The sequence below is a fragment of the Planococcus donghaensis genome, assembly GCF_001687665.2.
GTDB lineage: Bacteria > Bacillota > Bacilli > Bacillales_A > Planococcaceae > Planococcus > Planococcus donghaensis.
This window is the reverse complement of sequence record NZ_CP016543.2, coordinates 1901628-1919092: the sequence shown is the minus strand read 5'-3', so window position 1 is coordinate 1919092 and position 17465 is coordinate 1901628. Positions and strand designations below refer to the sequence as shown.

Below are 17465 nucleotides of genomic sequence, written 5' to 3'. Positions count from 1 at the left end.
AAAGGAGTGATTGCATTGAGCAAGACACCAGAAAATATCCTGACAAAACTTGCAGACGCAAACCAAGCGGGCATTAACATGACGAGCCCGAAAGCCGTCGTAACTTATTTGCTAAGCCAAGGCGAAAAAGAGTCAATCCTCTTTTTCTACAAACCAAATAGTGTTGAATTCGATTTTGATAAATACGACAAAGCAGTAGCGGAAATGAAAGAGCGCAAAAATTAACCAAACCGAAATGCGTTCGTAAATGTCCTTAGTATCCCTTGAACGTTCGTAAAGCGTGCAGCCACCTTTACGAACGTTCTTTTTTGTGGTTTTGGATTGATTTTAAAGCGTTTGTAATTGTGTACTTTTACGAACGGTTTAAATAAAAAATACAGGTGCTCTATAACGGTGGGAATTAATGTTAATATAAATCTAATGTAAAGATTCAAAGAATATAATTATCAAAAATTCCCAAGAAACGATTGATGGAAAAATTAGTAAAGGAGTAACAACATGGGCGTTAAAGAAATCATGGAGGCAGTTCTACAAGTGGTGGATAGCAACAACGAACGGCGGTTAATTCTAGAAGAGGGGACAATTATCAGGAGTACCAGCACGGTTAATCCCCCGGCCGAGGAAGCGGACATTGCTGAATTTGAACGACAGATCGGCTATCAGCTGCCAAAGGACTATCGGTCTTTTCTGCTGGAATACAATGGCGCATGGATCTTACAACTCGTTACGGATTTAGGAAGCGAAGGTGGAGGCGGATTGAAAATTTTTTCTGTCGAGGAACTGAAAGAGAATCTCTATTACATGGATACCTACCCTGGTTTCTTGCCTATTGGATTCGTTTATGACCACTACTTGGCCATCGGTCTGGACGCGATGGAGAAAGAAGAGCCCAATTACCTTTACCGAATTGATAACGATGACGGGCCAACGGCTTTGACCCTGAACTTCCACCTGTTTTTGGATCGCTTTGTGATGTCCCAAGGGGCTCCATTTTGGGACTGGCCGATTTACAATGCGGCTAGCCGCTATTACTTGGAGGGCGATGAATAAACCAATCAAAGGCACTTTTCAAATAGCAGGTGCTCATTAGGTTTACATATCATGAGGTTATCGGAAGTTCATAATAATTAAATACGAATGCACAAATCTTTTGAATCCCATTAAACAAAAATGGAGAGATACAAATGTATCTGTAGATGATAAGTGAATCCGTAAAGCCCATAATCAATTCTGATTATGGACTTTACACGTTGCTTATTTATAAAGGTAAATCAGCACCAACCTGATACCTGGAATATCAGGTTACACGATGAAACAAACTCTTCTGTCGCATCTGTTTGCAACTTTCTTGGTTCTTTTATTTGTCGACAGTAATTGGAAAGAGTGTACGAAATTTCATCTTAGTCAGTCCGTAATTTGACCGATGGATGGGAAGATAGCTTGAAAGGAAATGGTATGCTTTCCTGCTTGTTTGACGATTAAATCGCCGCCATTCAGCCTCATGATTTGTCTCGCAATAGAAAGTCCCAATCCATCCCCGGCCACAGCACCACGTGAAGGATCCACCCGATAGGTGCGATTAAATAATTTATCCAGTTGCTGAAGCGTCGCTTCATCCGTCTCATTTCGGATTTCCCATACGATCGTCTCCTTTTCCTGATCTTGCCGTACGTCAATACGGACGGTAGAGTTTTTTTGTGCGTATTTTAATGCGTTCGATAATAAGTTTTGACACGTTCGCATCACACCCTCTACATCCGCGCTCACAAATAATGCAGATTCGATGTCCGGAACAAGTTGCATTCCATCCATTTCGAACAGCGGATGGTATTCATGGATAAGCTGTGACGTCATCAGGCTCAAATTAATGGATTCGGCATGCATCGTGATTTGTCCATCCGAGAGGCGATCCACTGCTGATAATTGATCCACTAGACGTTCGAGTTGCTTCGTTTTTTTTTCAATAATATGGAGATAAGCTTGGTCATGCTTGCCAGGATAGTCTTGCAGTAGCTGGACATAGCCCCGAATACTCGTCAACGGAGTGCGCAAATCATGCGAAAGGTTGGAAGTGAGTTGACGATGCTCCTGCTCATGAGAACGCTCTTTCTCAAACAGCTCTTTTATTTGAACGGACATCCGATTCACGTTTTCTCCAAGTGAAGCGAGTTCATCATTCCCTTTGATCACTACTTGGTGTCCAAGATTTCCTGAGGCAATCGCATCGATTTCCTGTGCTAAATGTGAGATTTGCTTTAGCTTGTGCCGTACCATAAAGGAAAAACCGATGATAAAGACCAGAATTGAAAGGAACAGGATTGATGGATAAACCCGATTGACCATTTCAGGATTGAACGAAGCCCCTTCTTGAAAATAGAAGCGCGCTGCAAAATACGCCAGCAAGAAAAAGACGCAGCTCGCAAGAAACCAGTTCAGCAGAATCACGAAAAAAAGCTTCAGCAGCAACTTATTGACACCGATTTTTCTCATAAGCGGTACCCCTTCCCCCAGACCGTCTTAATATAAGAAGGCTGTCGTGAATCATCTTCAATTTTTTCACGCAGTTTTGTGATATGGACCATCACCACATTCTCAATTCCGAGGGCTGCCTCCTGCCACACTGCCTCGTAGATTTGATCCAAACTCAGTACTTGATTCGGATTCCGCATGAAAAATGATAAAATATCAAACTCTTTCGGGGTAAGGCGGATGGATTGACCTCCTTTTAAACATTGGCGCGTCTGGATGTCGATCGATAAATCTTTGTATTGCAAGAGACTTGCATCCATTGCTTCTCGTGCTCCATAATCTTGATATCTCCGCAGCAAGGATTTGACGCGAAGCGTTACTTCCAATGGATTGAAGGGCTTTCGCATATAATCATCTGCCCCAATGGTAATCCCTTTCATCAAATCCAAATCGCTCGTTTTTGCCGTCAGCATGAGGATTGGCATGAAGTATTTTTTTCGAATCTCCATACATGTACTGATACCATCGAGCACAGGCATCATGAGATCGAGAATTACCAATGAAATATCGGTTTGATGAATGATTTCAAGAACTTCTTTTCCATTTTGAGCATAATACAACGTATACCCTTCATTTTTTAGGTAGATTCCTAATAGATTTCTAATTTCCTCATCATCGTCGGCAATTAAAATCGTCGTTTGCGCTTTCACTCTATAGCTCCTTCCTGCATTCGAGTACATAGGCCGGTGGAAGATTGCGAAGCTCACGCTCGTGGGTCACGCTGCCAAATACTCGTTCAAATATTTTTTTACGGTATTTCGAATATTGGAACGCCAAAAAGGTTCCGTTTGCATTCAAAACCTCATGTACACCGTTTAAAATCGTATTTGCTTTCTCAATTTCAAAACTGGAAAACGGCAGCCCTGAAACGATGAGATCCACGTGTTCGATTCCAAGTCCCCGCAAAATCAGCGGCAGGTTTTCGGCTGTTTCCAAAAGAACAAGAACATCTTCTCTAGAGCGATACTGTTCCGCCAATCCTTCTGAAAATAACGGGTTTGTCTCAAAAACGATAACCTTACAGCCATGAGGCTTTTTTCGGACGATTTCCTCTGTAAAATGACCCATCCCGGCACCTAACTCGACGACGACCTTCGCATCACAGAGCAACTTTTCCGGCGTCATTTTCCGCGCCAAGTAAATCGAGCTTGGCGCAATGGCCCCAATTTCTTTTGGCTGTTTCATAAATTCTACTATAAACTGCATATTCAAGCTAAATTCCTCTTTTCTTTGGTTGGGCTACTAGAAAAGAGTACTCAATAGAGTTGAAGAAGAGCTTATCGAGTTCTTAAGATTTCTTAAGAACTCGATAAGCTCTTCTTTTTAAATTTTGCCGATACTGGTTGTATTAACAAAATTTAAGAGGGCAGGGGATTTGATGTCATACCTAATCGCATTAGGAGTTTTGGCTGGCGGGATAATGCTTACGCCCGCTTCCGATGATTTTCTCGTGATTTCGTTTTTATTATATGCTTTTTCAAATGGCGATTCGTTTGCTTTTTCATGGCTCATCTTGTGGGTTGTCTGTTTTATGTCATTTACATGGTTTTATGTTGTGGGTTATACATTCAACCGAGTCTTTTCCTCTAAAAGAAAATCTTCCAAGCATATACTTCGTGCCCAAGCATTAATCGAACGCCATGGTCACCGGATGATTTTCATTTCTTATTTTATTCCAGGTCTTCGTCACCCCATTCATTATGTAGCTGGGTTTTTACGTGTCCCGTTAAAAACATACATTTTTTACAATGTTTCTGCCGCGGGATTGTATACGATGCTTTGGGCCATTATCGTGCAAATTTTTGATGTGGCATCAGTCCTCAATTTCTTCTCTCGATGATGTTAAATACTTCTGGAAACTATTAAGAAACGGCATACGCACTAAAATTTACTAGCTAAGGTCTTGCTATTCTATCCTTCTAGAATTGTATATTTTAGAAATTTATCATTCAATTAATTCTTTCAGGATGGTGAATAGTGTGACAAGAGCTAGAGATTAACTAGTTTATATATGACGAATTACCGGAATCTACTCTCTGTTCCGCTTTAATTTTTTCTACAAGAACTAGGTGAAATTCGAGTCCTTCATATGCATTTATCAAGAATTTTCGGAAGCGAAAGAGCGATCACAGCCCCTTTACTTTCATGTTTTCTAGAGGTCCACTTAAACATAGAACCATACGATAATCGGGTGTTCTTAACTAGAGAAGGATACGAGTTAGTTCTTATTTGAGAACCTCCACCAAATGAATAAAGTGTCACTATCTTCGAAATAGGGGGCAAAAAATAAAATGTAGTTGCTTTATTCATATCCTAATGATAGGATGTAAATAACCTATATCCTATCATTAGGATATAGGTTATTTAAAAAAAGGAGCGATTTTAATGGATGTTTTCTCAATTATTCTTCAGATTTTATTAGGGGTCGGATTCTTGTTATTTGGAATGATGAAGTTCGGTTCCAAACAAATGGTCGAAAATTTTAAGAATTATGGATATCCGAACGGGTTCAGAATTCTTACCGGTTTGGTTGAAATTGTTGCAGCAGCTTTGTTAATAGCGGGTATTTGGAATGAACAATTAGCTGCGATTGGCGCTTTTCTTGCAGTAGCGACAATGATTGGAGCGATATTCACACATATTAAAGTAAAAGATAAAGCAAAAGATATGATGATGCCGCTTGTTTTATTGGTGCTATCAGTGGTTGTCCTGTTTTCAAATTACTCATTTTTACTTGGATAAATTTCACTAAACCCTTATGCTGAAGAGAGAGAAATCGGAGGCGATTGTGAGTGGAAGGAAATTTTAGTCAAGCAGAAATCGATTTAAAATTATTCCGGACTTGGATGAAAACAACTAAAGCCCTTACGGATAATGCAAAAAAGGATATTGCTAGTCATGGATTGACGATTGAAAATTTTATGGTGTTAGAATTGCTTTATAACAAAGGGCCACATTATATTCAAGAAATCAGTGACAAGTTAATGGTACCAAGTGGAAGTATCACATATGTCGTCAACAAGCTGGAGAAAAAAGAGTTGGTAAAGCGTGAGCTTGATGAGGAAAATAAACGTTATTGCCGAGTTTTATTAACCGATAAGGGGCAAGTGTTGTTCGACGAAATTTTTCCAAAACATGTCGATATGATTATGGAAAATTTAGCTTCTTTAGATAATAGCCAGAAAGAGCAATTGAAAGAATTGTTGAAAATAGTGGGTTTAGCTGCAAAAGAACTTTCTAGAACAACAAGTAGTGAACAGGTTGAATGATGCAAGAACAGGCGAACTTAAAGGGAAGATAGAAATCACTAAAAGTCCCCCAAATGGTAGACACTTTGAAAAAGTGATCCATTTGGGGTTTTTCTTTTTTCTGGCCGCGGCATGCGACATTTAGCTAACTTAATCGGGAGAAGATTCCATGAGGAAACTCGTATTCAACGAATACCTATAACAGGTCGTGGAGAGGAATCTATATGTCGCCTCGGTATCCAATTTAGCGATTCAAAACAGGCGGTTATAAAAAACCATTACCGTTGTGGAGGAGCCTGGCGGGCAACTTTCCTGACCAAGTTTAACCCTTATCAAGAAGAGCGATTTTTTGAAGATGACTATAGATAAGGCAGTACTGGCCGACCATACATCAATTACATAGTGCTCGTCGAACTACTGGAAACACCGATGAATCACAAAATCTTTCATTGTCTCATGTGCAAATTCAACCTATTTTCCGGAAATTGGAGAATGTGTCCTGTAGGCAAGAGGCCAAAGCCGTGAAAGATTATTTTTTCTTTTCCAACCTGTTAAATCGCAAATTTGAAAAAGAGGAATTTGGAAATTATTTGTGACCGATATCAAGTAATTGCCAAACCAATCGAATCATATAGGGGAAAGGTGGTGACTTTTTCCTACAATAGGGTTACGATGACTATTCATGTAAAGTTGGTTATGAAGATAATATTGCGTTTTTTAAACCACATTAATGGCTAGGTATTATAAGAAAAAACGGTTAACTGCTATTGTTTTTCAACTTTATTAAGAGAAACATTAAAAAGGTAGGAATTTATGAACATTCATAAATTCCTACCTTTTTTGTCTTTTAATGTTAGTTAATTATGTGACTGACTGCTGAAATTCATCAAAGTAATTTTCATTACGTCGCATCAGTTCTGATGATAATTGATTTGATGAACTCCATTGTTTAGGTGATAGTCCATACATTCGCTTGAACTCTCTACTAAATTGAGAGGAACTAATATACCCAACTTCAAATGCAGCTTCATTTACTGTCATGCCAGTTGCCATCCTCATGGCAGCACTGTTGAGGCGCATTGACTTTGCAAATTGAATGGGTGACATACTTGTTGCCTGTTTAAACTTCCGATGGAAGACTGCTCTACTCATTCCAACTTGTTCAGCCATATCTTCGATTGTAATTGCTTTATCTAGATTTGAAGACAAATATACAATTGATCTTGATATTTCATTGCCTATGCCAAAAGCTCGCATAGCGGAATTACCGGCTTCTCCTTTCAAAACGGCATAGTATAATTCACGGAGTCTACTTTCCCCGAGAATTAAAGTATCTAATGGATTTTCTCCTAACTGCATCAGGCGAAGTAATGCTTCTGTAAAAGTTTCATCCCAATTTGAATATGCTAACCCAGGTGGGGGCTGATTGCTTTTAGACTTACTTAGGGCACCCGATGCGTTTTGCATTTCAATAGCTAATTCGGTCATTACTTTAGTATCAAGGGAGATATAAACACCAAGTAACGGATTTTCAGGTGAAGCTTCAGGTGTTCCAGCCTCTACAGGCATTGTCATTGTACAACACATGTATTTACTACTGTCATACTTAAAAGACTTTCCGTCTAAAACAGCTTCTTTCGTTCCGTTTAGAACGGCTACAACCGTAGGCTTGTATATTGCGGGAGCACAAAGCCTTGTGTCACTGACTCGGAAAAGGTGTACACCTTTGATGCCAGTTTTCATCATTCCATCTTCAGTTATTGTGTTTTCGATTATTTGTTTTATTTTTTGTTTGCTCATACAGTTAATTTACCATGATTATATACATAATTCAACGCACCTGATACAAATAGGCAATTTTAAGAGATGATTACACCTCGTTATTAATGGAACTGAGAGTTAATATATTTGTAGAGCGAGGCTAAACAACTTGCTAGGAAGTTCAAAAGGTATGGAAATGAAAGAAAGTGTATATCCGAAATAAAGAAAAAGTAAACCAAATACTAAGAGTAGATTATAAGGAGATTAAAAAAATGGCAGATTTACAATTTGGAAAAAACGGATGGACACCGGCTCGCATCGGTTCATTAAAAGGAAAAACATACGTTATTACAGGTGCAACAAGTGGTACAGGATTTGAAGCAACTAAAATCCTCGCTTCAAAAGGGGCTAAAGTAGTGACATTAAATCGGAATCCTAAGAAATCAGAAGAATGTATGGGGAAAATAAAAGAAGAACTCGGTGTTGATGTTGATGTCTCATATGTGACCATGGATTTGGGAAATCAAGCTTCGGTTAAGGCGGCAGCAGCAGAAGTTCTTAAAAAGGTAGACCGTATTGATGCACTTCTGTGTAACGGGGCGATTGCTCAAGTACCAGAACAGAAATTTACGGTCGATGGCTTTGAAAGTCAACTTGGTGTGAACTATTATGGTCATTGGACCTTACAGGCTTTACTATTTGACCTGATTGATAAATCTAATGGTCGAATAGTGACTGTAGGGAGTATGGGGTATGATATGGGGATTAAAACCATCAAATTTGATGACATGAATTGGGATAAGGGTTATCAAGGAAATAATGTGTATAGTCAAAGTAAACTGGCGCAAATTATGAGTATCTATGAATTGCAAGACCGCCTGAAAAAAGCAGGTAATACCAATGTTAAGGCTTATGCCTGTCATCCCGGTTCGTCTTCTACGTCATTAATAACAACAAGCGGGAGCTTAGGCATGAGAATTGTATTCGGTTTAATGAAATTGTCACCTATGGTTCAATCAGCAGAAAAAGGTGCATACCCTGAACTCATGTGTGCAACAGAGAGCAATCTAGATGAGAGTGGATTTTATGGTCCTACAGGAAGAGCCAACTGGGTGGGGCCTGTTGGCAACTGTGGTATTAAAGCTCATGCCTTAGATAAGAAAGTATCAAAAAGACTATGGGAAGTCTCGGAAAAGGCAACGGGAGTTAGTTGGAATTTATAAGGACTCAAAAAAATGCGTAACTAGAATGAGGATCCATAATATATAACTTTATATTTCAGCAAGTTTTTGAAAGAAGAAGCTCAAGTGAGAGCTTCTTTTTTTCATGCAGAGAAGTGACCGTGTAGAAACGCTTATTTCTATCGAAAATGTATTGGTTTTAACGTACTAGTGGCTTAGTCACTTTATTAGGAAGCTTTTCTGAGTTAATTCGATAAAATCTTTCAAAGAAGGGGACATCCATTTGTCTTTGTGCCAAGCGATATGGGTAAAAATAGGCGGAATGTTGTTTGCCCACTTCAAGGTTTTCAATTTTCCCGATTTGATATCTTGATCTACTACCATCGTCGGCAATGCAGCAATTCACAAACCGGCAATAACGCACTGTTTGATCGCCTCAATACTACTGAATTCAAACTGATCCATAGGATAAACATTTTCCTCGTGACAAGCATGTTCCAATAGCTTCCGATACGAACAGCCGGTTTCGGTTAATAACAGCGTTTCGTTCTCAATATCTTTCAGCGTTACTTCAGGTTGTGCAGCTAGCACATGATCAGAGGCAACGACTAAAACAATTTCTTCTTGGATTAAGGGTTTGATCGTCAACGCTTCTTCAGGTTTTGAGACATCCATGATGAAGGCTACATCTAACTGTCCGTTCATCAATTGCAATCTCGCAGCTTCATCCGAATGTGCGGGCTTGAAGATTAATTTCACATTCGGATACTGGGTCTTAAATTCTTTCAAAATAGTCGGCAGCCGATATGTGCATTGACTTTCCTGTGCCCCGATAATAAGGGTTTCAAAAGATATCTCTTTTCCACTGATCGCCAGTTTCGCTTCTTCATCCAACTTGATCATTTTTTCTGCATAACCTTTAAACTCTTTCCCAGCTTCCGTCAGGATCAGGCGCTTGCCTAACCGTTCAAATAACGGTTTTCCCAGTTCCTCTTCCAATGCTTTGATTTGCGCGGTGATGCTGGATTGAGCAAAATTAAGGACAGTGGCCGCTTTTGTGAAATTCAGTGTTTCCGAAGCAATCTTGAAGGTGATAAGTTGTTTTGTATTCACATGTATCTCTCCTTAATCGGAAATAACGATTGGTCTAAACGTAATAATCCGTTTTACTGATGCCTGCTTCTAGTTTACGCTAAAAAGAAGAACCTATCAAAAAGGAGAGATTACCTTGAGCATTGCTGTTATTTATGGAAGCACCCGGCCAAATGGGAACACCGAAACGTTGACCAAACTAGCAATTGAAAACATAGAAGTGGATTCCATCTACTTGAATGATTTCACTATCAATTCAATCGAAGACAGGCGCCATGAGGAAGAAGGATTTCCCATTGTAGAAGATGACTATGACGCAATTCTGTCCCGCATGATGCAGCACGAGACATTCATCTTTGCAACACCCATCTACTGGTACAGCATGTCAGGGCAAATGAAAAATTTTGTAGACAGATGGTCTCAAACAATGAAAGATGCCCGTTTTAAGGACTTCAAGGAAAGGATGTCCCATAAGAAGGCCTATGTCATTGCGGTAGGTGGCGATTCTCCTACTATCAAAGGCTTGCCCTTGATCCAACAGTTCACCTATATTTTCGACTTTTTTGGGCTGTCTTTTGAAGGGTACATTATTGGAGAAGCTAACAAACCAGGAGATATCTACAATGATCAACAAGCGATAAACGCTGCAGTACAACTTAGAAAGAAATTAATCTCGCTCTAATGCGTCTCTTGTATAAATAGGAGAGACAAAGGGGGAATAGAAAGTGCTCCGGAATGTGAATGTCTATTATTTGGCCTATCTTTCCCTTGGTGTGATATGGGGAACCAATTTTCTGTTTATGAAATGGGCAGCTGAGTGGATTACGCCGTTACAAATTGTATTTTTAAGAGTAGTAGCCGGTTTTGTTCCGGTGTTTCTCTATGCGCTATACAAAAGTCAATTTAACGTTGCACATCTAAAAAATATCCACCACTTTTTCATTATGTCCTTTCTCGCAACCACCATTTACTATTACTGTTTTGCACAAGGCACCGCTTTGTTGGAGTCGGGCATTGCAGGAGCTTTAAGCGGGGCTATTCCAATTTTTTCGGCCATCGCAACATTCGTACTGTTAAAAGAAGAAAAAATTACGGGAAAAGCAGTAGCTGGCATTGGAATCGGCTTGATTGGCGTGATTATTATTGCCAGACCGTGGGAGAGTGGGGCTGCAGGTCTTGATATCAACGGTGTTTTCTACATGCTGATGGGTTCTCTCAGCATTGGTGTTTCTTTTGTTTATGCAAGGAAATATATAACACCTATGAACATTCCACCCGCAGCACTGACAAGTTATCAAATGCTGATTGCAATAATCGCCATTGGCTTCTTTGGCGATTTACAAGGAATCGGTAATATCCAGTCGGACGGTGTCGCCTTGCTTGGTGTTTTAGTTGGGCTTGGATTGCTCGGAACTGGATTAGCCTACATTCTGTATTATGTAATCGTAAAGTATTTAGGAGCAATAATTGCTTCTACTGCAACGTATATCCCACCTGTGGTTTCTTTATTGATTGGGGCTTTTCTAGCAAATGAACTGATTTTAGTTAGTGATTGGGGCGCGATGCTCCTCATTTTAAGTGGCGTTTTCATGATGAATAAAAAGTGAGATAAAAGAGAGTTATTAATTGAATGAAATAAATGATTTAGTTCACATATTCCGGATTATTGGAAGTTATATAAATAGAAAGAGAGAGAAGAGGCTGATTAAATCGGGTCTTCTTTCTCTTTTCTCTGTGAATTAGATTATTTTAAATAAGAATTACCTTTTCTAAATTTAGTTAAGGAAAGCTGTGGACGCTTTACTTGTACAATACCCTTTACTTCGTCTGGACATATATAGGCGACTTTTTGTATAAACCATTATGCGACATTTTCAACGCTTGATTTAGTAATTTTGCCTTAAACCAATTTATCAGCAAAAATAAATTTTTATCGAGTATCTCTAAGATTATATAGAAAAGCACCGCTGAAAGCGGTGCGAGATGAGATATGAACTCTTTTTTTGTTAGTGTCACTTTAAACAATTAAGTTGAAGAAATTTCATTCACCGGTCGCTCTGGTCAAGAACATAGCGAGTTGAGCTCGCGTCAGCTGTTCCTTTGGCATGTAGATGCCCTTACTGTAACCAAGAGTGATCTGTCGCGAACCAAGTGTACGAATATAATTGTATGCCCAATGGTTGTTCGGCACATCAGTAAATTTTGATGGAACGTATTCTTTTGCAGGTGTTAAATCGAAAGCATTCACTAGGATTTTGGCCATCTGCTCCCGTGTCAGATAACTATCGGGGCTAAATGTTCCATTTCCAGTGCCGTCAATGATTCCAGCCCTATACAATTTTTGTATGCTGCTATGTTCTGGATGATTTATTGGCACATCACTGAAAGTTGTTGCTGAGCGGACTGGCGTTAAATCAACCCCTGCCCGTTCAAGCATCAATGCTGCATGGCTTCTCTTGATAAGCAGGTTCGGCCGGAATGTTCCATCAGGATATCCTGTAACGATTTTAGTTGTTTTCATACGGTGAATCTCGCTAAACCCCATTGATCCGAAGGCGACGTCACTAAAGATGGGGTTTGAATCGTGAAAAGCTGTTATTTCGTATCCTTGACTGATCGAAAGATTTTGGCCAACTAGCCGTATATAATAGCGGCCCGGCTCAAGTTCCGCTGATAAGGTATGGCTACTGCCCGCTTTAATAACAAGGGGGTCATATGTTTCACTTTCAAGAACATGGCCATCAGTGTCTAGTAATTGATAGTTCAAGTCATTTGAACTTTGATTTTTCATCAAGATTTTCAAACTGCCGGTTTCGGATAAATCCAACCGGTAAAAGTCATCCTCATCACCCATTCGACTTAGTTCACCGGTCCATGTTTCATTCAAACTGATTGGGTTTGCTTCTGGCCGTGCATCATTAGGTTCGTTCTCATGAAAACTGATAGGCTTCAGTTCTGGTTTGAATTGATAAAAACCATTGTTGGGTGAGAAGCCGTAGAAGTAGTTCACCTGGGCATAATAAATGCCTTTCTCCACACCAACATTCTCAGATATGAATAAGTCAGCATCTGGCGTTTGGAAAGAATAAGTGTTAAATTCCTTTACCAGTCTGCCTTCACTGTCAAATAGACGTAAGATAAGGTAATCGTATTTATTGAAAGTCAAATTCAATTTCAATTGTCCATCTCGGACTGCTTCTATTTTATAAAAGTCCGTAAACATTCTGTCCTCTATCGAAGCATTGATGGTCTGACCCATTAACACTGTATTCGCAGTTTTTAATGTATTATTGGGTTCTGTTTCAAATGTGTATTTATCAAGGGTTACTTTCCATTTGAATTTATGTGATGCTGAAGAGTTGTTTTTAAATTCAATGATGTATTTTCCCTTTTTCACATTTTTATAAAACCATTGAGTATATGGATTTTTCACATTAAATTCATTTGCAACAGGCACAGGAATTATATTGTGGTTTTCATCAATTAAACGGACTTCAAGAAACTGAAAGTTTACATATTCGGCTTCGATTGCCAATAGGCTATCTTTCGGCACTGTAATCGAGTAACGTTTAGTTCCGCCATTCATCGGGATTGAAGGACCAGATACGGACTGATCGAATAATACAGGTGTAGCAGTTGCGTCATGACTTGCCTCGGTTTTTATAGAAGTGAAAATAAAGAGCAGAGCCAAAAGAGACATGAAAATGAGAGATGTAAATCTTTGAATGTTAACGGAACTAGACAGATAAAGCCCTCCTAGGAAATATATAATGAAAGATTTAAGATGATTGTAACAGATTTTCATTTTCACGCTACATATATTTACTTTAAATGTTACATTTTTACTTTTTAAATTACTAAACGAGTATTGGATACTGACTGCTTAGTTAACCTCTTCCAAAATGGAGGAGATATCTTGATTTGCATACTTAAAAAAGCACCAATAAAAGTGATGAGAAGTAGGTGTGTATTAATATTTTTGCTCCGTGTAAAGAGATTCAAAATTGCACTGGCAACCAAAGTAGTTTATTTTGTACTCGATGCGTTATCTATTTAATCTTATCAACACTTGTACATCGATTATGTGTCATACGATGTTTGCCTTCTTTTTGATAGATTTTTATATATTCGCAAAATGCAATTTTAACGAACAAGCATAAATTTTATAAAGTCTGAAAGCTATGTCTCTAACTATTTCATGGCCTTTTTTATCAAGACTAGTAAAGTTTCTTTTGTTATGTTTCTGTAGCTATCTCCATAGCGGAAATCATCGATTTGTTCACTGCTGTCATACCATGCCGTTAGCTCATGAAGTGTATATGCCGGAACCACCAAATAGATGTTATCTATTGTTGGGAATGGATCGGAACCACAGCTTACCATCTCCTGACACAGGATCTTAATATAAGCACGTGCACATTTTTTAGGAGAAAGGATAGTTAGCTTCAGCTCCACAAAAGTTCTATTGAAGTAATCGTCTACTTCGAATAGGTTAAGCGGTTTTTTTTCTGTAAGGGGAGGATAGAAAACGACACTCGATTATCCATCGAGTGTCGCGGATTCACTTTTATGTTTCATTTTGTCTTGAATATGAGCGATTTTTTCTTCTGTAAGACCATTTTTCAGTAGCCGCAGCGTTTCTTATTTCTCTCGTACAGCTCGTGAAACCCGAGCGCCGTATGCCCGGATTTTAGATATTTTATGATATTATAAAATGGTTGCCTGAAACGATTCAAGCGCTCAGCGATGATTGAAATGTGCATATTTAGGTAGTGGTAGGATTCTATCATCACCAGTTCTTTCGTGTTAAGATGGGTGTAGGTCATTCGCGATCACTCTGATGTTTTTCTTTGGTCGGAAAACACATTGTGAGGTACCCGAATGACTTTTTCAGTTGTCTAGCTTAATTTCACAATCGGCGCATTTAAAAAATGTATACACAAAGCTTTATGAACATGAGCGAGTGGCATATTGGCAATTAGGTATTTAAATACAACTAATTAAAAAGATAGTTAGGAGATAAAGTGAATGACATATGCATTAGAAATAAACGACTTGAAAAAGGTCTATTCTGGCGGCGTTGAGGCTTTGCGTGGCATCGATTTAAAAGTAGAAGAAGGAGACTTTTACGCTCTTTTAGGTCCTAACGGTGCTGGGAAATCTACGACCATTGGAATTGTGACATCTCTTATCAATAAGACATCAGGAAATGTCAAAGTCTTCGGCTATGATATGGACACGCAGTTAATGCAGGCGAAGCTACAGATTGGTCTGGTCCCCCAAGAGTTCAACTTCAGTCCTTTTGAAACGGTCCAACAGATTGTCGTGAACCAGGCAGGGTATTACGGTGTGTCAAGGAAGGAAGCATTAGAGCGCAGCGAAAAGTACTTGAAGCAGTCTGATTTATGGGAGAAAAAAAATGTTCAGGCACGGATGCTTTCTGGAGGGATGAAACGTCGACTGATGATTTCACGCGCCTTAATGCATGAACCAAGTCTACTTATTCTTGATGAGCCGACGGCCGGTGTGGACATTGAATTGAGACGAGAGATGTGGACGTTTCTGAAAGAGTTGAATGATAATGGTACGACGATAATTTTGACAACACATTATTTGGAAGAAGCGGAGATGTTATGTCGCAATATTGGTATCATTCAAAAGGGGCAACTGATTGAGGATACAAGTATGAAATCATTGCTTGCTAAGCTTCAGTTTGAAACAATTATTTTAGATATTGAATCTTCAGGGCAAATGCCGGTGATTAAAGGCTATGAGAGTGAACTTATGGATGAAGGATCTCTTTCTGTGGAAGTAGGGCGTGATCAAGGGATCAACGAACTGTTTAACCAATTGACCGAACAAGGGGTTAAAGTATTGTCGATGCGCAATAAGTCCAATCGATTAGAAGAATTATTTTTAAAACTTACAGAAGAAACTGCTTAATGGAGGATTCACATGTTTAAACTATATTTAACAGCATTAAAGGGTTTGGCGGTCAAAGAAACGAACCGTTATCTTAGAATTTGGATCCAAACATTGGTTCCTCCTGTAATTACAACTTCCTTATACTTTATCATCTTTGGAAATTTAATTGGTAAAAGGATTGGTGAAATGGGAGGATTTTCCTACATGGAATTTATTGTCCCTGGATTGATTATGATGTCAGTCATTACGAGTTCCTACTCAAATGTTTCGTCATCATTTTTCTCCCAAAAGTTTCAAAAGAATATTGAAGAACTATTGGTCGCGCCCGTCCCGACACATATTATTATTTGGGGCTTTGTGATTGGTGGACTAGGAAGAAGTACTTTGGTGGGGATACTGGTCACGATTATTTCGTTACTTTTTGTTCCGCTACAAGTCTATTCTTGGAGTATTGTCATATTAACGTTTTTAATGACGTCTATTTTGTTTTCTTTGGCAGGTCTGTTGAACGGCATTTTTGCAAGATCATTTGACGATGTGTCTATCGTTCCTACTTTTGTTCTTCAGCCATTGACTTACCTAGGTGGTGTATTCTTTGCCATCTCGATGTTGCCACCATTTTGGCAGATTGTATCACAGTTCAACCCGATTGTTTATATGATTTCTGGATTCCGATTCGGGATCCTCGGTGTAATCGATGTACCAATTCTATTCTCTGTTCTCATTTCGATTATTTTTGTGATTTTGCTTTATGGTTTAAATTGGTATCTGATTGAAAAAGGTCGTGGACTGAGAAGTTAATATCTATTTTTATTAATTCAATGAATACTTTACTCTAGTATTTTATCTAAAGGTCGATAGAGTACTAGAGCCGAGCTAGCTAATATAACAAAAGCTCTTTTATTATCCTTACATTTTCATAGGATTGGTTAAACTATGTATGTAGAGCAGAATCAGTTTTATAAGAAGAAAACCAACTTTATAAAGATAGTCTAGTTTGCATATGACTATTTATCAGAAGAAACTCAGCGATGAGTTTCTTCTTTTCTTTTATTCGCTAAAGTGCACTTATACAAAAAATTCTCTAATAGAATGTCTGAATTTTGTACAGTGAATCTTTGCTTAGTAAATTCTTCTAACCATATTTTGATTGCATGAAAAACTTGAATTGGCATATGGTTTGATCTATCTATGATTCAAATATGCCTAAAAGTATACTTGAACTTTTTGTTAATATAGAACGTTATTAATTACTTATTACATTGAGTTAGGTAACTTTTGTAGCTTTTACTCTAGATTAATCATAAATAGTCAAAATTTTTTAAAAATAAATTCGGTTTAATTTAGGTCTTGTTCATTATTTCACATGCCATCTTAAGCAGTTTACTGTTTAAAAAATAAAAAAGTTATGACACAATCAAAAATCAAAAATCGATTTAGTGCGTACTTATTTCTTAAGTAAAGGTTCAATTGAAAATTGTATTGTTAACTCAGTATGATAGCGTTTTCTTCATTAATTCTTAAGCTTATTTTGATACTTAAAATAAATAAAAAACAGTGAAAATTTATAGGTATAAAATATTGGAACGTCAAATTTACGTCTATAAGCTGTATCTTTACAAGGAGTATTATTTCTTATTAACACTTTTGAACGCTTGAAAATATAACTATATAGATATAAAGAAAAAACCCTCGGATGAATAAAATAAGCATCTATGTCGGCAATTCG

At 38.4% G+C, this 17465-nt stretch carries 15 protein-coding genes and 1 pseudogene; 10 read left to right on the top strand and 6 right to left on the bottom strand.

The genetic code is table 11. The annotated features are described in order from the left end of the window. The first annotated feature begins 15 nt into the window (after positions 1–15). Both BCM40_RS09670 and BCM40_RS09665 read left to right on the top strand, forming a co-directional pair. The gene (locus BCM40_RS09670; protein WP_008428505.1) at positions 16–225 is read left to right on the top strand and encodes a hypothetical protein; all 210 of its coding nucleotides are present in this window, start codon (positions 16–18) and stop codon (positions 223–225) included. Positions 226–498: 273 nt separating this feature from the next. Continuing rightward, positions 499–1050 (top strand): SMI1/KNR4 family protein, encoded by a 552-nt coding sequence (locus BCM40_RS09665; protein WP_065526099.1) that lies wholly within the window; start codon positions 499–501, stop codon positions 1048–1050. Between the two features lie 354 nt (positions 1051–1404). Here the strand turns inward: BCM40_RS09665 and BCM40_RS09660 are convergent, their stop codons facing one another. The 3 genes from BCM40_RS09660 to BCM40_RS09650 are packed head-to-tail and all read right to left on the bottom strand — an operon-like array spanning position 1405 to position 3741. After that, positions 1405–2490, bottom strand: coding sequence for a HAMP domain-containing sensor histidine kinase (locus tag BCM40_RS09660; protein WP_065526100.1), 1086 nt, complete (start codon positions 2488–2490; stop codon positions 1405–1407). Further along, positions 2487–3209, bottom strand: coding sequence for a response regulator transcription factor (locus BCM40_RS09655; RefSeq protein WP_065526101.1), 723 nt, complete (start codon positions 3207–3209; stop codon positions 2487–2489). Before BCM40_RS09655 ends, BCM40_RS09660 begins: the two co-directional genes overlap by 4 nt. Next, positions 3181–3741, bottom strand: a complete 561-nt coding sequence (locus BCM40_RS09650) for a class I SAM-dependent methyltransferase (protein ID WP_083394510.1) — start codon at positions 3739–3741, stop codon at positions 3181–3183. The genes BCM40_RS09655 and BCM40_RS09650 overlap by 29 nt, the downstream gene beginning before the upstream one ends. Before the next feature lie 166 nt (positions 3742–3907). On the opposite strand from BCM40_RS09650, the gene BCM40_RS09645 reads away from it, so the two are divergent. From BCM40_RS09645 to BCM40_RS09635, 3 genes are all read left to right on the top strand, one after another. After that, positions 3908–4369, top strand: a complete 462-nt coding sequence (locus tag BCM40_RS09645) for a DedA family protein (RefSeq protein WP_065526102.1) — start codon at positions 3908–3910, stop codon at positions 4367–4369. A gap of 545 nt (positions 4370–4914) precedes the next feature. Then, positions 4915–5271, top strand: a complete 357-nt coding sequence (locus BCM40_RS09640) for a DoxX family protein (protein WP_065526103.1) — start codon at positions 4915–4917, stop codon at positions 5269–5271. Positions 5272–5321: 50 nt separating this feature from the next. Next, positions 5322–5798 (top strand): MarR family winged helix-turn-helix transcriptional regulator, encoded by a 477-nt coding sequence (locus BCM40_RS09635; protein ID WP_238323720.1) that lies wholly within the window; start codon positions 5322–5324, stop codon positions 5796–5798. 840 nt (positions 5799–6638) lie between these two features. Here the strand turns inward: BCM40_RS09635 and BCM40_RS09630 are convergent. After that, positions 6639–7577 (bottom strand): AraC family transcriptional regulator, encoded by a 939-nt coding sequence (locus BCM40_RS09630; RefSeq protein ID WP_065526104.1) that lies wholly within the window; start codon positions 7575–7577, stop codon positions 6639–6641. Between the two features lie 233 nt (positions 7578–7810). On the opposite strand from BCM40_RS09630, the gene BCM40_RS09625 reads away from it, so the two are divergent. Continuing rightward, positions 7811–8761: an SDR family NAD(P)-dependent oxidoreductase gene (locus BCM40_RS09625; RefSeq protein WP_065526105.1), complete on the top strand. Its 951-nt coding sequence runs from the start codon at positions 7811–7813 to the stop codon at positions 8759–8761. A gap of 177 nt (positions 8762–8938) precedes the next feature. On the opposite strand, the pseudogene BCM40_RS09620 reads toward BCM40_RS09625, so the two are convergent. Further along, positions 8939–9832, bottom strand: a pseudogene (locus BCM40_RS09620) (LysR family transcriptional regulator). 115 nt (positions 9833–9947) lie between these two features. Here BCM40_RS09620 and BCM40_RS09615 point away from each other — a divergent pair. Next, positions 9948–10493 (top strand): flavodoxin family protein, encoded by a 546-nt coding sequence (locus BCM40_RS09615; RefSeq protein ID WP_065526106.1) that lies wholly within the window; start codon positions 9948–9950, stop codon positions 10491–10493. A gap of 43 nt (positions 10494–10536) precedes the next feature. Then, a complete protein-coding gene (locus BCM40_RS09610) occupies positions 10537–11418 on the top strand; it encodes a DMT family transporter (protein WP_238323719.1) in 882 nt (293 codons plus the stop codon). A gap of 434 nt (positions 11419–11852) precedes the next feature. Here the strand turns inward: BCM40_RS09610 and BCM40_RS09605 are convergent, their stop codons facing one another. Beyond that, entirely contained in the window at positions 11853–13502 is a 1650-nt protein-coding gene (locus BCM40_RS09605; RefSeq protein ID WP_169818721.1) for an S-layer homology domain-containing protein, read from the bottom strand. Between the two features lie 1337 nt (positions 13503–14839). Here BCM40_RS09605 and BCM40_RS09600 point away from each other — a divergent pair. After that, positions 14840–15754: an ABC transporter ATP-binding protein gene (locus BCM40_RS09600; protein WP_065526108.1), complete on the top strand. Its 915-nt coding sequence runs from the start codon at positions 14840–14842 to the stop codon at positions 15752–15754. Positions 15755–15766: 12 nt separating this feature from the next. Beyond that, the gene (locus BCM40_RS09595; RefSeq protein ID WP_065526109.1) at positions 15767–16537 is read left to right on the top strand and encodes an ABC transporter permease; all 771 of its coding nucleotides are present in this window, start codon (positions 15767–15769) and stop codon (positions 16535–16537) included. The last annotated feature ends 928 nt before the right edge of the window (positions 16538–17465 follow it).

What these genes read in the sequence shown, in the direction of transcription:
- BCM40_RS09625 (WP_065526105.1), top strand. Translation starts at nt 7,811, where the DNA reads ATGGCAGATTTACAATTTGGAAAAAACGGATGGACACCGGCTCGCATC.
- BCM40_RS09595 (WP_065526109.1), top strand. Translation starts at nt 15,767, where the DNA reads ATGTTTAAACTATATTTAACAGCATTAAAGGGTTTGGCGGTCAAAGAA.
- BCM40_RS09630 (WP_065526104.1), bottom strand. Translation starts at nt 7,577, where the DNA reads ATGAGCAAACAAAAAATAAAACAAATAATCGAAAACACAATAACTGAA.
- BCM40_RS09655 (WP_065526101.1), bottom strand. Translation starts at nt 3,209, where the DNA reads ATGTACTCGAATGCAGGAAGGAGCTATAGAGTGAAAGCGCAAACGACG.
- BCM40_RS09640 (WP_065526103.1), top strand. Translation starts at nt 4,915, where the DNA reads ATGGATGTTTTCTCAATTATTCTTCAGATTTTATTAGGGGTCGGATTC.
- BCM40_RS09660 (WP_065526100.1), bottom strand. Translation starts at nt 2,490, where the DNA reads ATGAGAAAAATCGGTGTCAATAAGTTGCTGCTGAAGCTTTTTTTCGTG.
- BCM40_RS09665 (WP_065526099.1), top strand. Translation starts at nt 499, where the DNA reads ATGGGCGTTAAAGAAATCATGGAGGCAGTTCTACAAGTGGTGGATAGC.
- BCM40_RS09600 (WP_065526108.1), top strand. Translation starts at nt 14,840, where the DNA reads ATGACATATGCATTAGAAATAAACGACTTGAAAAAGGTCTATTCTGGC.
- BCM40_RS09645 (WP_065526102.1), top strand. Translation starts at nt 3,908, where the DNA reads ATGTCATACCTAATCGCATTAGGAGTTTTGGCTGGCGGGATAATGCTT.